Genomic DNA, 12,670 nt, shown 5'->3' with positions numbered 1-12,670 from the left:
AAGCCAGTGTCGTCGGATGACGCGGGCATTCCCGGCTTCGCGGCCGAAACCGCTCCTACGGTTATAGCCAGCCTTTCTGGCGGGCCAGGCGATGGGCCTCGATGCGGTTGGCCACGCCCAGCTTGCCGATGCATTCGGACAGGTAGTTGCGCACGGTGCCGTGTGACAGGCCGAGCTGCTCGGCGATCTCGTTGGCCGAACGTCCTTCGCCGGCCAACCGCAGCACCTGGCGTTCGCGGTCATTGAGCGGGTCCGCCTCGGACCACGCTTCCATCGCCAGCTGCGGATCGATCGCGCGGCCACCGCGCTGCACCAGCCGCAAGGCCTCGGCCAGCTTTTCGGCCGGCGAATCCTTCAGCAGGTAGCCCTGCACCCCGGCATCCAGCGCGCGCCGCAGGAAACCACTGCGCGCGAAGGTGGTGACGATCACCACTTTCACCGGCAGCTGGTGGCGCTGCACGCGCTGGGCCAGTTCCAGCCCGGTGAGGTTGGGCATCTCGATGTCGGTGACGAGCACGTCGGGGGCAAGCCGCTGCAGTTCGCGCCAGGCCACTTCGCCATCGGCGGCGGCGCCGACCACTTCCAGGTCGGCTTCCAGGTTGAGCAGCGCGGACAACGCACCGCGCACCATCGCCTGGTCCTCTGCCAACAGGATGCGGATCATGCGCGCGCTCCATCGGGCAGGGGGTTGTCGTGCCGCATGGCAAGCGCCGCATGGTCGATGGAGGCCGTGGTCACGCCGTTGACGGGGATACGCACCTCCAGCCGCGTGCCGTGCGAGCGTGGCGAATCGATCGCCAGCGTGCCGCCCATGGCTTCCACGCGCTCGCGCATGCCGGCGAGCCCGTTGCCGTTGGCCGAGACGCCGCCGCGCCCGTCGTCCACCACTTCCAGCACCACCGCATTGCCCTCGCTGCGCACCGCGATCATGGCCTCGTTGGCCTGGGCATGGCGCGCGATGTTGGTGACCGCTTCGCGCAGGATCATCGCCAGCCCGGATTCGATCCATGCCGGCATCGCCGGCGGCGGGCTGTAACGCAGGTGTACCCGCGAGGATTCCAGCAAAAGATGCGCCGATGCCAGCTCGGCGGCCAGGTCGGCGGCGCGGAAGCCGGTCACCGCGCTGCGCACCTGCGCCAGCGCGTCGCGGGCGATCTGCTCGGCTTCGGCCAGCTCGATGCGCGAGCGCTCCGCATCACGGTCGAACAGCTTGCGCGACAGCTCCAGCTTCAGGGTGATCAGCGACAGGGTGTGCCCCAGCAGGTCGTGCAGGTCGCGGCCGATGCGCTCGCGTTCGGCGGTGGCCGCCAGGCGCCGTACTTCCTCATGCGACAACCGCAGCGCCGCATCCTTCTCCTGGCCGGAACGCTCACCGCTGACGATCAGGCCGATGATGATCGACAACACCGGCACCCACGCGATCGCCTGCCACGGGTAGCCGATCCACGAGGTCTGCGCCACGAACACCGCGTTCAACGCCAGCAGCTCGACCAGGTAGCGCGTGGTGGAGATGCAGCGGTTGATGCGCAACCCCACGCAACCGAACACGAAGTAGCTGATGGCCGAGGGATACACGCCCAGCAGCGAGATCCCCAGCACCACCATGCCGATGGCGAAGATCGCCACGTGACGGCGCGAGGACAACAAAGTCATCACGTACAGCAGCACGAACACCGGGTAAGACGCCAACGTGATCCCTGCCCAGCGCCACGTGTAGCCGCCGGCGAACAACGGCGTGATGAACACCCATACCGTCCACAGCAGGTGGATCGCATCCAGCCATGGCCACCGGCCGATCTTGATGTTGTCGGCCACCACCGAATCCGGTGCCGGTCTGAGCCAGGCGGGCAGGGTGCGGGACATCAGCGGGTGACTCCGGTTGCAGTGCGGCCCATGATGCCATCAGCCATAACGGCGCAGGCGCCAGGCGGCCAGGGTGGCCACCACCACGGTGAACAGGCCCAGCCACGCCGCATGGGGCCATGCGCTGCCCGTATCGAAGCCGATGGCCGACTGGGCCAGCATGTTCAGGTGGTGGCTGGGCCAGACCGGGGCGAGGCTGCGCAGGACCGGCGGCAACATCGACAACGGGAACCACAGCCCCGACAGCAATGCCATCGGCAGGTACAGCAGGTTGACCAGCGCCGGCGCGGCATCCCCTTTCACCCACGTGCCCATCAGCAGGCCCAGCGCGCAGAACGGCAACGCGCCGAGCACGCAGCTCAGCGTCAGGCGCAGCATCTGCACCGGCGCCAGTGACACGCCGGCGACCAGCACCGCCAGCACCTGCAGCAGCACCACGATCGCCAGCGCCATCAGCATGGCCATGGCCATCTTGCCGAGCAGATACGCCGCCGGCGGCATCGGCAGCGCGCGCTTGAGCGTGAGCAGCCCATTGCCGCGCTCCAGCGCCAGCGACACCCCGAAGCCGAACAGCCCCGGCGCCATCACCCCGAAGGTGGCATAGGTGCCGAGCAGGAAGCGCGGCCCATCGGCACCCTGGCCCAGGCCCAGCACCACCGCGAACATCAGGTAGAAGGTGGCCGGGAACAGCATCGTCGGCAGCACGAAGCCGGGGCTGCGCAGGTAGCGCAGGCATTCGGCCCGCGCCTCCTGCAGGTAGGCGCCGAGCACGCGGCGGCCGGACATGCGGGCGCCGGCCAGGAGCGCGGAGGAAGTGGTGTTCATCAGGCGGCCTGCGGTTGGGGATCGGTGAGATCGCGGAAGGCTTCTTCCAGGCCGGCCGGCTTGACCTCCAGCGCGGACAGGTCCGGGTCGGCGGCCAGCAGCCGTCGCACCACCGCCTCCACCTGGTCGCAGGCCAGGTGCAGGCGCTCCCCGTCACGCTGCGCCTGGCGCACGCCCGGCCAGCGACGGACCTGGGCGACGTCCAGCCGTGACTGGCACCGCACCGCGCGGACCAGCACGCGGGCGCGCAGCGCATCCACGCTGCCATCGCTGACCACCCGGCCGCGCAGCATCACGCAGATGCGGTCGGCCAGCCGCTCGGCCTCTTCCAGGTAGTGCGTGGTGAGCACCACGGCGGTGCCCTCGCCCACCAGCGTGCGCACCGTGTCCCACAGCTGCTGGCGCGCCGGCACGTCCAGGCCGACGCTGGGTTCGTCCAGGAACAGCAGGCGCGGCCGGCCGCAGATGGCCAACGCGAACTGCACCCGCCGTTGCTGGCCGCCGGAGAGCTTGCCGTACGGACGGCGCAACAGGTCTTCGATGCCGGCCAACGCGGCACTGTCGGCCAGTGGCCGTGGTACCGGGTAGTAGCTGGCTGACAGCCGCAGCAGTTCCTGCACGGTGAGCGTTTCCGGCAGCGCCGCGTCCTGCAGCATCACGCCGATGCGGCGACGCGCCGACAGCTGCTGCGGGTGCTCCCCGAACAGGGTGACCTGGCCGGTATCGACCCGCAGCAGGCCCAGCAACAGGCCGATGGTGGTGGTCTTGCCGGCGCCATTGGGCCCGAGCAGGGCCAGCACCTGCCCGGCATGCAGGTCAAGGTCCACGCCCTCCAACGCCGCCAACGTGCCGTAGCGCTTGTACACGCCACGCAGGCTGGCCAGTACCTCGTTGCCCTGCGTCATCGCGATCCGCTCCTGGTGGGAATGGCGCCACGTTAGGCGCGGCATCGGCCTGGCAGCAGTCACGCCGGTCAGGCAAAGCGGGTGACACCCGTCACCTGCGCGGCCCCCGGCGCCTGTCTAGAATCGGCCACATGCCACGACGCACCGGTCGTGGTGGTTTGGGGTACCTTCGGTCACATTTCCCGCCAAGCGCCGTCCTTTCCTACATGAATGCCTCCGCTGAACTGCTGAAAGAACTCCGCATCGACCGCTCGGCCGCCCCGCCGCCGCGCGGCCCTTCCCCGTCCCGCCGCTGGCTGTGGGTAGTGATCGGACTGGTCCTGGTGCTGCTGGCGGCACTGGCCGTGGGCATGCTCGCCCGCGGCAAGCCGGCCGCGACGGTGGAGACCGCGCCGGTGGTGGCGATGAGCCAGGGCGGCGGCAGCAATGCCGTGCTGGATGCCAGCGGCTACGTCGTGGCCCGGCGCATGGCCACCGTCTCGGCCAAGATCACCGGCAAGGTGCGCGAGGTGATGATCGAGGAAGGCATGCGGGTGGAGGAAGGCCAGGTGATGGCCACCCTGGACCCGATCGACGCCAACGCCCAGCGCAGCCTCAACGCCGCGCAGCTGGACGCGGCGCGCAGCCAGATCGGCGGCCTGCAGGCGCAGCTGCGCCAGGCCGATGCCGAGGCCACGCGCCTGCAGGCGCTGGTCGGCCAACAGCTGGTGTCGCGCTCGCAGTACGACCAGGCCGTCGCCGCCCGCGACAGCCTGCGCGCGCAGTTGCTGACCGCCCAGCACAACGCCAAGGTGGCGGTGGATGCACTGGCCATCGCCGACCTGGGCGTGGACAACAACATCGTGCGCGCGCCATTCACCGGCGTGGTCACCGCCAAGGCCGCGCAGCCGGGCGAGATCGTCTCGCCGCTGTCGGCCGGTGGCGGCTTCACCCGCACCGGCATCGGCACCATCGTCGACATGGATTCGCTGGAGGTGGAAGTCGAGGTGGGCGAGGCCTTCATCGGCCGCGTGCAGCCGAAGATGCCGGTGGAGACGGTGCTCAACGCCTACCAGGACTGGAAGATCCCCGGCGAGGTGATCGCCATCATCCCGACCGCCGACCGTGGCAAGGCAACCGTGAAGGTGCGCGTGGCGCTGGGCGTGAAGGACCCGCGCATCGTGCCGGAGATGGGCGTGCGGGTGAGTTTCCTGGAGAAGGCGGCACCGGCCGATGCGCAGGCCCCGAAGGGCGTCCGCGTGCCGGCCACGGCCATCACGCAGCGCGACGGCAAGCCGGTGGCATTCGTGTTGCAGGCCGACGACAAGGTGCAGCAGCAGGTCCTGCAGGTCGGCGAAGCCCTGAACAAGGACAAGCAGGTGTTGGCCGGCCTGAGTGCCGGCCAGACGGTGGTGGTGAACCCGCCGGACACCCTGAAGGATGGCGACAAGGTGGCATTGGACGGCGCGCAGAAGTAAACAGGCGACGCGACGCTGATGTCATGTAGCACATGGCAGTAACCAAGCGCGGTAAAGCCAGCTGCTGTTGACCGCGCAGTTGCTTCGGTTGTTGCAGTTGCTTCTTCCCCTCCCCTGCGCGAAGCGTAGGGGAGGGCCAGGGAGGGGTGCCGTTGCTTTGGCTTTGGCTTTGGCTTTGGCTTTGACTTCGGCTTTGGCTGTTGCTGTTGCTCTACCCGGGCCCCTTCCGCAGCGACGGAGCTGACGGAGAGGACCTCGCAGGGGCGGCGTGCATGGATGCACGTCGTTTTTCGACGGGACAGGGATGTCCCGTCGAAAAATCCCGGCAGCGTAGTGGACCTGTAGCGCGCAGCGCGGAAGGCGCGTAGGCAGGGTGTGCTTTCTTTGCGCCAGGTTTCTTTGCACAAGCAAAGAAAGGTGGCTCGCGCCCCTATGGGGCACGAAAGCTGTTGCTGTTGTCTCTGCCGTTGCTTCAGAACAAGCACGATCAATGCAGAAACAAGAGCAGAAGCTTTCACTCCCCTTCGGGGAGCGAGTTACTTTTCTTTGCTTGTGCAAAGAAAAGCTAACCAAAAGAAAGCACACCCTGCCTCCGCGCCCACGATGCTGCGCATCGCGGGTCCACTCCGCCGGCAGGATTTTTCGACGAGACGTCCCTGTCTCGTCGAAAAACGCCGCACATCCTTGTGCGGCGCCCCGTTCGGGGTCTTGTCTGCCAGCTCCGTCGCTACGGAAGGGAACCCGGCACGTCAAAATCCACGGCAACAGCAACAGCAACAGCAACAGCAAGAGCAAGAGCAAATGCAAGGCAACACCCTAAGCACCAGCGGCGTCGGAAACCTGTCACCCAGCCGCTGACCTTCGTCTGGCACCAACCTTGCATCCACCCCCGCATGAGCCCCGAACTTGCCCTGACCGAACTGCGTGGTGGCCTGGTCGCCACCCTCTGGATCGCTGGCCCGCTGCTGCTCACCGTGCTGGTGGTCGGCGTCGTGGTCGGCATCATCCAGGCCGCCACCCAACTCAACGAACCCACCATCGCCTTCGTCGCCAAGGCCGGTGCGCTCACCGCGGCGCTGTTCGCGCTGGGCAGCCTCCTGCTCGGCCACCTGGTCGAGTTCACCATCCTGCTGTTCCAGCGCATCCCCCACCTCATCGGGTAGCGCTGCATGGATTCGGCAACCGGGACGATGATCGACGGCCAGCAGGCCTTCGCCATCATCGGCAACACGCTCTGGATCATGCTGCGCATCGGCGCCATGCTGATGGCCATGCCCATGGTCGGCAGCCGCGCGGTGCCGGCACGGATCCGCGTCCTGCTGGGCATCGCCCTGTCGGTGGCGCTGGCACCGATACTGCCGCCGGTACCGCTGTTCTACGGCTTCGACTCGGTCACCGTACTGACCATCGCCCGCGAGCTGGCGGTCGGCATCTGCATGGGCTTCCTGCTGCGGCTGATCTTCGAGGCTGGCGCCATGGCCGGCGAAATGATCGCGCAGAGCACCGGCCTGGCCTTCGCGCAGATGACCGACCCCCTGCGCGGCGGCAGCTCCGGCGTCATCGGCCAATGGTTCTACCTGCTGTTCGGCCTGCTGTTCTTCACCACCAACGGCCACCTGGCGGTGGTCTCGCTGCTGGTGGACAGCTACAAGGCGCTGCCCATCGGCACCGCCCTGCCCGATCCGCACGCGATGGCCGCACTGGCGCCAACGCTGGCGGTGCAGATCTTCCGTGGTGCGTTGTCGCTGGCCCTGCCGCTGACCGTGGCCATGCTGGCCATCAACCTGGCATTCGGCGTGCTGGCCCGTGCCGCGCCGGCCCTGAACCCGATGCAGCTCGGCCTGCCGGTGGCCTTGCTGCTGGGCCTGTTCCTGCTGACCCTGCTGGCCGGGGAGATGGGCCCGCCGGTGCAACGCCTGTTCGATTCGGCCTTCGATGCGGCCCGGCAAGTGACAATGTGACGGACTGCGCAGCTCCTGCTTCTGCCACATGCTTGGCCGGAACGCCCCCTTGCCGCCTGTCGGGGACCCGTGGATAGTCTTGGCCGAAGCATGGCCGGGGGATGGAGCGTCCATGCGGTTTGCCGCGGCGGCATGCCGACGGCCTGATCAACTAGGGAGGGGTTTGATGCTCGCAGGCAGCTACAACCCGTTGTTCGTGGTGCTGTCCATCCTTGTCGCCATCCTGGCCTCGTTCACGGCCCTGGACATGGCCTCGCGGGTATCGGCATCCCAACCCCGCCGCACCGCGGCGCGCTGGCTGATCGCCGGCGGCGTGGCGATGGGCGCCGGCATCTGGTCGATGCACTTCGTCGGCATGCTCGCCTTCCGCCTGCCGATCCCGCTGGGCTACGACCTGTGGCTGACGCTGCAATCCCTGCTGGTGGCCATCGCCGCATCGCTGTTCGCGTTGTGGCTGGTCTCGCAACCGACCCTGCCGCACCTGCGTCTGGCGCTGGGGGCGCTGCTGATGGGCCTGGGCATCGCCTGGATGCACTACGTGGGCATGGTCGCCCTGCGCATGCAGCCGGATATCCAGTACGACCGCCTCTGGTTCGTGCTCTCCATCGTCATCGCCGTGGTGGCCTCGTGGAGCGCGCTGTACATCGCCTTCCGCCTGCGCACCGCCGAGCAGGCCCTGCCTCCGCGGCTGATCGCCTCGGTGATCATGGGCCTGGCCATCGTCGGCATGCACTACACCGGCATGGCGGCGGCCAACTTCCCCGCCGGCTCGGTCTGCGGCGCGGCCCGCAGCGGTGGCGTACCCACCGAGTGGTTGGCGGCCTGCGTGGTGCTGCTCACCGTCGGCGTGATGGCGATCGTGTTGACCTTCTCGCTGCTGGAGCAGCGCATGCAGTCGCGCCTGCTGCACCTGCGCAACTCGATGCTGGTAGCGTCGCTGGACGATGCCCGCAAGGAGCTGTTCCACGCCAGCCAGCACGACTCGCTGACCCGCCTGCCCAACCGCCAGCTGGCCCATGACCGCATCGAGCAGCTGCTGGAAGCCGGCCAGGCCTGCGCGGTGATGTCCATCGACCTGGATGGCTTCCGCCACATCAATGGCGCCTACGGCCCCCAGGCCGGCGATGCCGCGCTGGTGGACGTGGCCGAACGCCTGCGCCAGCTGTTCCCCAACGAGGAGCTGGTGGGCAGGCTCGGCGGCGACCAGTTCGTGATCGCCATGCCGGTCACCGACGGCAAGGACATCGAAGCCCAGGCCGAGCGCATCATCCTGGCGGTCAACTCGGTGCGGGTCGGCGGCCGTGACATGCGCATCACCGGCAGCCTCGGCATCGCCCTGTCCCCCGAGCACGGCCAGTCCGCCCCGCCACTGGTCAACATGGCCGAGATCGCCATGCGCTACGCCAAGCAGGCCGGGCGCAACGGGCACACATTGTTCGCCGAATGGATGAACGACAACGCCGAGCAGGACCGGCGCCTGCTCGAGGACCTGCGCAAGGCCATCGGCGGCCCGCAGCTGTCCCTGCACTACCAGCCGCGCGTGCATGCCGAAACTGGCCGGATCAGCGGCGCGGAGGCATTGATCCGCTGGCGCCACCCCGAACACGGCTACGTCCCGAGCGAACGCATCATCCGCCTGACCGAGCTCAACGGGCTGATGGAAACGCTCGGCAACTGGGTGCTCAACGAGGCCTGCCGGCAGATGCGCAGCTGGCATGACGCCGGCAACACCGAGTGGAGCATCTCGGTGAACCTGTCCGGGCGCCAGCTCGGCTCGCCGCAGCTGCTCGATGAGGTCCGCAGCGCGCTGGAGCTGCACGAGCTGCCGCCCTCGCGCCTGATCCTGGAGGTCAGCGAGAGCGCGGTGATGCGCGACGCCGACAACGCCATCAACGTGCTGCGCAGCGTCGCGGCGCTGGGCGTGGGCATCTCCATCGATGATTTCGGCACCGGCTTCTCCAGCCTGCTGCACCTCAAGCGGGTCCCGGCCACCGAGATCAAGATCGACCGCGCCTTCGTGGTGGCGCTGGAGGAGAGCGACGAGGACGTGGTGATCGTCTCGGCCATCGTTGCGCTGGGCCACGCACTGAACCTGTCGGTGGTGGCCGAGGGCATCGAAACCCCTGGCCAGCGTTCCTATGTCGAGCGGCTGGGCTGCGACCACCTGCAGGGCTACCTGCTCGGCCGCCCGGTCAGCGCCGAGAACTTCATGCGCCTGCATGGCGGCGATTCGCGGCAGGCGGCGCTGGACGCCCGCCTGTCCGCCTACCAGAACCACCAGGCCTGACAGCGGCACCGGCGGCCAACGGCCGCCGGCTTCCCCGCCGCCACGGACGGGCCATGTCTTCAAGGGCAGTGAGACCGAGCGGAACGGTTCTTGCACGGCACGGGATGAATCCTTCATCCAGACCGTGCAATGTCCGAGAACGAACAGGCCGGGGAAAAGACCGAACTCCCGACTGAAAAGCGCCTGCGTGAGGCCCGCGAGAACGGCAACATCCCGCGTTCGCGCGAACTGGCCACGGCCGCCGTGTTCACCGCGGCCGTGCTCGGCCTGCATGCCAGCGCCGGTTCCATGGCGGCCTCGGCACGGCAATGGATGAAGGCGGCCCTGGCACCCGAGCCGGCCCTGCTCCACTCCACCGACGCCCTGTTCGGCCATGCCGGCTGGATGTTGCTGCGGCTGATGCTGGCGTTCTGGCCGCTGCTGCTGGTCTGCCTCCTGGCCAGCTTCATCGGCCCGGTGCTGATGGGCGGCCTGCGCTTCTCCAACAAGGCGCTGATGCCCGACCTCAACCGGCTCAACCCGCTCACCGGCTTCAAGCGCCTGTACGGCGCCGAGGCGGTGGCCGAGCTGGTCAAGTCGGTGCTGCGCGTGCTGTTCGTCGGTACCGCCGGCGGCCTATGCATCTGGCACGGCATCGACCTGCTGCGCGGGCTGCTGCACCAGCCGCTGGAGAGTGCCACCGGCAACGGCTTGGGCTTCACCATGAAGCTGCTGCTGGCCACCGCCGGCGCCATGGCCCTGCTGGCGGCCATCGATGCGCCGTACCAGAAATGGAACTGGCTGCGGAAGCTCAAGATGACCCGCGAGGAGCTCAAGCGCGAGCTCAAGGAAAGCGAGGGAAGCCCGGAGGTCAAGGGCCGCATCCGGCAGATGCAGATGCAGCTCTCCCAGCGACGGATGATGGAAGCGGTGCCCAGCGCCGACGTGGTGGTGGTCAACCCCACCCACTACGCCGTGGCCCTGAAGTACGAGGGCGGCCGCATGAACGCCCCCACCGTGGTCGCCCGCGGCGTGGACGAGCTGGCCCTGCGCATCCGCCAGGTGGCCGACGGCAACCGCGTCACCATCGTCTCGGCCCCGCCTTTGGCACGCGCCTTGTATCGGGAAAGCCAACTCGGCAAGGAAATCCCCGTGAGACTGTATTCGGCCGTCGCCCAGGTCCTCTCTTACGTCTACCAGCTGCGCCAGTGGAACACCGGCCCGATGCCGCAGCTGCCGCCGCTCGACGTAGATGAATTTGGTCCGGAGGGCCGCCCATGAGCGCGCAGCTGACCACCTCGCCGGGCCGCCGCCTGCTGGACATGCTCCGCCACGGGCTCGGTGCGCCGCTGATCGTGCTGGCGCTGCTGGCCATGGTGGTGGTGCCGTTGGCCGCGCCGGTGCTGGACGCGCTGTTCACCTTCAACATCGCCATCTCGCTGATGGTGCTGCTGGCCGTGGTGTACGTGAAGCGCCCGCTGGACTTCACCATCTTTCCGATCGTGCTACTGGTCACCACGATGCTGCGGCTGGCGCTGAACGTGGCCTCCACCCGCGTGATCCTGCTCAACGGCCAGAACGGCCATGAAGCCGCCGGCAAGGTGATCGCCGCGTTCGGCGAGTTCGTGATCGGCGGCAACTACGCGGTCGGCATCGTGGTGTTCGCGATCCTGACCATCATCAACTTCGTGGTCATCACCAAGGGTGCCGGACGCGTGTCGGAAGTGACCGCGCGCTTCACTCTGGACGCCATGCCCGGCAAGCAGATGGCCATCGACGCCGACCTCAACGCCGGTTTGCTGACGCGCGAGGAAGCCAAGCTGCGCCGCGAGGAGGTCCGCGAGGAAGCCGACTTCTACGGTGCGATGGACGGTGCCAGCAAGTTCATCCGCGGCGACGCCATCGCCGGCATCCTGATCCTGTTCATCAACATGCTCGGTGGCCTGGCGGTCGGCGTGCTGCAGCATGGCATGCCGGTCGGCGACGCCGCCGCCACCTACACCCTGCTGTCCATCGGTGACGGCCTGGTGGCGCAGTTGCCGGCGCTGCTGGTGTCCAGCGCGGTGGCGATGCTGGTCACCCGCGCCTCGCGTTCGCAGGACATGGCGCAGGCAATGACCGGCCAGGTGTTTGGCCAGTACCGCGCCCTGGCCATCACCGCAGGCATTCTCGGCCTGGTCGGCCTGGTGCCGGGCATGCCCAACCTGGCTTTCCTGACCCTGGCTTCGGTGCTGGGCTTCGTGGCCTGGAAGCTGTGGAAGCGCGAGATCGCCAACGCCGGCAAGGAGAAGTCCGCCGCCGCGGACGGCGGCGACGGCGCGCTGGCCGGGTTGTCGGCCACCCAGCCCTCGCCCACCGCCGAGCTGAGCTGGGACGAACTGCGCCCGGTCGACCCGCTCGGCCTGGAGGTCGGCTACCGGCTGATCCCGCTGGTGGACAAGACCCAGGGCGGCGAGTTGATGGCCCGCATCAAGGGCGTGCGCCGCAAGCTCACCCAGGACCTGGGCTTCCTGATCCCGCCGGTGCATATCCGCGACAACCTGGAGCTGCCGGCCACCGCCTACCGCCTGTTGATCCACGGCGTGCCGGTCAGCACCGCCGACATCCACCCCGACCGTGAGCTGGCGCTGGACCCCGGCAGCGCGATGGGCAAGCTGGAAGGCATCGCCGGCAAGGATCCCGCCTTCGGCCTGGACGCCACCTGGATCCAGCCACACCAGCGCGCCCACGCCGAATCGCTGGGCTACACCGTGGTCGACCCGGCCACCGTGGTGGCCACCCACCTCTCGCACCTGATCCGCGAACACGCACCCGAACTGCTGGGCCACGAGGAAGTGCAGCAGCTGCTGGCGACCCTGGCCAAGAGCGCGCCCAAGCTGGCCGAGGACCTCTCGCCCAAAGCGCTGCCGTTGTCCACGATCGCGCGCGTGCTGCAGAACCTGCTGGTCGAGCGGGTGCCGATCCGCCAGCTGCGCAAGATCGCCGAGGCGCTGGTGGAAACCGCGCCGGTCACCCAGGACCCGACCGCGCTCACCGCGGCGGTGCGCAACGCGCTGGGCCGTTTCATCGTGCAGGAGATCGCCGGGATGTCGCCGGAGCTGCCGGTGTTCACCCTCAACCCGCAACTGGAACGGGTCTTGCAGGAGTCCACCCAAGGCAATGGTGCCGCACTGGAACCCGGTCTCGCCGAACGCCTCCACCAGAGTCTTGCCGATTGCGTCGGCAAGCAGGAGGCCCGCAACGAGCCCGCGGTCGTGCTGGTACCGGCGCCGGTCCGCGCCGCGCTGGCGCGCCTGGTCCGCCACAGCGTTCCCTCGCTGTCGGTCCTGGCCTACAGCGAGGTGCCGGAGGACAAGCGCCTGAAGCTGGTCGGCACGATCAGCTGACGCCGCC

At 68.4% G+C, this 12,670-nt stretch carries 10 protein-coding genes; 6 read left to right on the top strand and 4 right to left on the bottom strand.

The genetic code is table 11. The features are described from left to right. Positions 1-61: 61 nt before the first annotated feature. From ATCM_RS05160 to ATCM_RS05145, 4 genes are read right to left on the bottom strand one after another with little or no spacing between them, the layout of a single operon-like run. Complete coding sequence (locus tag ATCM_RS05160) at positions 62-664, bottom strand: response regulator transcription factor (protein WP_132863174.1); 603 nt, start codon at positions 662-664, stop codon at positions 62-64. Continuing rightward, positions 661-1,863 carry a sensor histidine kinase gene (locus ATCM_RS05155; protein WP_132863173.1) on the bottom strand — a complete coding sequence of 401 codons (1,203 nt, stop codon included), beginning with the start codon at positions 1,861-1,863 and terminating at the stop codon, positions 661-663. The genes ATCM_RS05160 and ATCM_RS05155 overlap by 4 nt, the downstream gene beginning before the upstream one ends. A gap of 39 nt (positions 1,864-1,902) precedes the next feature. Continuing rightward, positions 1,903-2,688, bottom strand: coding sequence for an ABC transporter permease (locus ATCM_RS05150; RefSeq protein WP_243693959.1), 786 nt, complete (start codon positions 2,686-2,688; stop codon positions 1,903-1,905). After that, on the bottom strand, positions 2,688-3,593 hold the full coding sequence (locus ATCM_RS05145; protein ID WP_132863172.1) for an ABC transporter ATP-binding protein: 906 nt from the start codon (positions 3,591-3,593) through the stop codon (positions 2,688-2,690). The genes ATCM_RS05150 and ATCM_RS05145 overlap by 1 nt, the downstream gene beginning before the upstream one ends. A 206-nt stretch (positions 3,594-3,799) precedes the next feature. Here ATCM_RS05145 and ATCM_RS05140 point away from each other — a divergent pair, with 206 nt between their 5' ends. From ATCM_RS05140 to flhA, 6 genes are all read left to right on the top strand, one after another. After that, complete coding sequence (locus tag ATCM_RS05140) at positions 3,800-5,050, top strand: efflux RND transporter periplasmic adaptor subunit (RefSeq protein ID WP_132863171.1); 1,251 nt, start codon at positions 3,800-3,802, stop codon at positions 5,048-5,050. 893 nt (positions 5,051-5,943) lie between these two features. Further along, the gene (locus ATCM_RS05130; RefSeq protein WP_132863169.1) at positions 5,944-6,213 is read left to right on the top strand and encodes a flagellar biosynthetic protein FliQ; all 270 of its coding nucleotides are present in this window, start codon (positions 5,944-5,946) and stop codon (positions 6,211-6,213) included. 6 nt (positions 6,214-6,219) lie between these two features. After that, complete coding sequence (gene fliR / locus ATCM_RS05125; RefSeq protein ID WP_132863168.1) at positions 6,220-7,011, top strand: flagellar biosynthetic protein FliR; 792 nt, start codon at positions 6,220-6,222, stop codon at positions 7,009-7,011. Positions 7,012-7,177: 166 nt separating this feature from the next. Further along, positions 7,178-9,298, top strand: a complete 2,121-nt coding sequence (locus ATCM_RS05120) for an EAL domain-containing protein (protein WP_132863167.1) — start codon at positions 7,178-7,180, stop codon at positions 9,296-9,298. A gap of 129 nt (positions 9,299-9,427) precedes the next feature. Then, positions 9,428-10,558, top strand: coding sequence for a flagellar biosynthesis protein FlhB (gene flhB, locus ATCM_RS05115; protein WP_132863166.1), 1,131 nt, complete (start codon positions 9,428-9,430; stop codon positions 10,556-10,558). Then, positions 10,555-12,663, top strand: a complete 2,109-nt coding sequence (gene flhA, locus ATCM_RS05110) for a flagellar biosynthesis protein FlhA (RefSeq protein WP_132863165.1) — start codon at positions 10,555-10,557, stop codon at positions 12,661-12,663. Before flhB ends, flhA begins: the two co-directional genes overlap by 4 nt. Positions 12,664-12,670 lie beyond the last annotated feature (7 nt).

The organism is Stenotrophomonas sp. ATCM1_4, from assembly GCF_004348115.1.
In the GTDB taxonomy this organism is placed as follows: Bacteria; Pseudomonadota; Gammaproteobacteria; order Xanthomonadales; family Xanthomonadaceae; genus Stenotrophomonas; species Stenotrophomonas capsici.
Note: the sequence above shows the minus strand (reverse complement) of the source record. Positions and strands in the feature narration are given on the sequence as shown.

Bases quoted from the DNA above. Each gene is read 5' to 3' on its own strand.
- flhB (WP_132863166.1), top strand. From the start codon at position 9,428: ATGTCCGAGAACGAACAGGCCGGGGAAAAGACCGAACTCCCGACTGAA.
- flhA (WP_132863165.1), top strand. From the start codon at position 10,555: ATGAGCGCGCAGCTGACCACCTCGCCGGGCCGCCGCCTGCTGGACATG.
- ATCM_RS05155 (WP_132863173.1), bottom strand. From the start codon at position 1,863: ATGTCCCGCACCCTGCCCGCCTGGCTCAGACCGGCACCGGATTCGGTG.
- ATCM_RS05145 (WP_132863172.1), bottom strand. From the start codon at position 3,593: ATGACGCAGGGCAACGAGGTACTGGCCAGCCTGCGTGGCGTGTACAAG.
- fliR (WP_132863168.1), top strand. From the start codon at position 6,220: ATGGATTCGGCAACCGGGACGATGATCGACGGCCAGCAGGCCTTCGCC.
- ATCM_RS05120 (WP_132863167.1), top strand. From the start codon at position 7,178: ATGCTCGCAGGCAGCTACAACCCGTTGTTCGTGGTGCTGTCCATCCTT.
- ATCM_RS05150 (WP_243693959.1), bottom strand. From the start codon at position 2,688: ATGAACACCACTTCCTCCGCGCTCCTGGCCGGCGCCCGCATGTCCGGC.
- ATCM_RS05160 (WP_132863174.1), bottom strand. From the start codon at position 664: ATGATCCGCATCCTGTTGGCAGAGGACCAGGCGATGGTGCGCGGTGCG.
- ATCM_RS05140 (WP_132863171.1), top strand. From the start codon at position 3,800: ATGAATGCCTCCGCTGAACTGCTGAAAGAACTCCGCATCGACCGCTCG.
- ATCM_RS05130 (WP_132863169.1), top strand. From the start codon at position 5,944: ATGAGCCCCGAACTTGCCCTGACCGAACTGCGTGGTGGCCTGGTCGCC.